The sequence below is a fragment of the Streptomyces sp. NPDC058646 genome (genome assembly GCF_042716875.1).
In the GTDB taxonomy this organism is placed as follows: Bacteria; Actinomycetota; Actinomycetes; order Streptomycetales; family Streptomycetaceae; genus Streptomyces.
Map to the genome: position 1 here is coordinate 1 of NZ_JBHXRK010000091.1, position 1,147 is coordinate 1,147.

The window sequence follows — 1,147 nt, forward strand, 5'->3', positions numbered from 1 at the left end:
CGAAGATCGCCGACCTCCTCCAGCCGGAGCGGATCGGGGTCCACCTCTCGGAGGAGTTCCAGCTCCACCCCGAGCAGTCCACCGACGCCATCGTGCTCCACCACCCCGAGGCCGGCTACTTCAATGCCGGAGGCCGCGCGTGAGCACCTTGCGCGACACCCTCGACCGGGGGGTCCCGTCCTTCTCCTTCGAGTTCTTCCCGCCGAAGACCGACGCCGGGGCCCGGACGCTGCGGCAGACGATCCGCCAGATCGAAGCGCTGGCACCGGACTTCGTGTCCGTCACCTACGGGGCAGGCGGCTCGTCCAGGGACCGTACCGTCGAGGTGACCAAGTGGATCGCGGCCGAGACGACCCTGCGGCCCGTCGCCCATCTGACCGCCGTCGGCCACTCGGTGGCCCAGCTGCGCCACATCATCGGCCAGTACGCCGATGCCGGTGTGCGGGACGTCCTCGCCCTGCGCGGCGATCCGCCCGGCGACCCGAACGCCCCCTGGGTCCCGCACCCCGAGGGCTTCACCCACGCCCACGAGCTGGTGCGCCTGGTCAAGGCGTCGGGCGAGTTCAGCGTCGGGGTGGCGGCCTTCCCCGAACGCCATCCGCGGTCACCGGACTGGGACAGCGACGTCCGGCACTTCGTCGCCAAGTGCCGGGCGGGCGCCGATTACGCGATCACCCAGATGTTCTTCCACGTCGAGGACTATCTGCGGCTGCGCGACCGGGTGGCGGCAGCGGGCTGTGACACCCCGCTCATCCCGGAGATCATGCCGGCCACCGACGTGCGCCAGATCTCCCGCTTCGCCGAGCTGAGCGGTGCCGCGTTCCCCGAGGAGCTGGCCCACCGCCTGGACGCCGCACGCGACGACCCCGCGGAGGGGCACCGCATCGGCGTCGCGTACGCCACCGCGATGGCCGGACGGCTCCTCGCCGAAGGCGCCCCCGGCCTGCACTACATCACGCTCAACCGGTCGACGGCGACCCTGGAGATCCACCGGAACCTACTGAACTCAAGGAGCACCCAGCATGTCCTCGCAGCCCACCGCTGACTTCACCGACTTCAAGGTCGCAGACCTTTCCCTTGCCGCTTTCGGTCGCAAGGAGATCACTCTGGCCGAGCACGAGATGCCGGGCCTGATGTCGATCCGCCG

Annotated in this window: 3 protein-coding genes; all 3 read left to right on the forward strand. The window is 70.4% G+C overall.

Features of this window, described 5'->3' with window-relative positions; genetic code table 11:
- On the forward strand, nt 1-143 hold a 143-nt coding region (locus ACFWUZ_RS36350), incomplete at its 5' end, for a vitamin B12 dependent-methionine synthase activation domain-containing protein (RefSeq protein WP_384382415.1).
- A complete protein-coding gene (metF, locus tag ACFWUZ_RS36355) occupies nt 140-1,045 on the forward strand; it encodes a methylenetetrahydrofolate reductase [NAD(P)H] (RefSeq protein ID WP_384382413.1) in 906 nt (301 codons plus the stop codon). The genes ACFWUZ_RS36350 and metF, both read left to right, overlap by 4 nt.
- The coding region (locus tag ACFWUZ_RS36360) for an adenosylhomocysteinase (RefSeq protein WP_384382417.1) at nt 1,023-1,147 on the forward strand (125 nt) is incomplete at its 3' end. The genes metF and ACFWUZ_RS36360, both read left to right, overlap by 23 nt.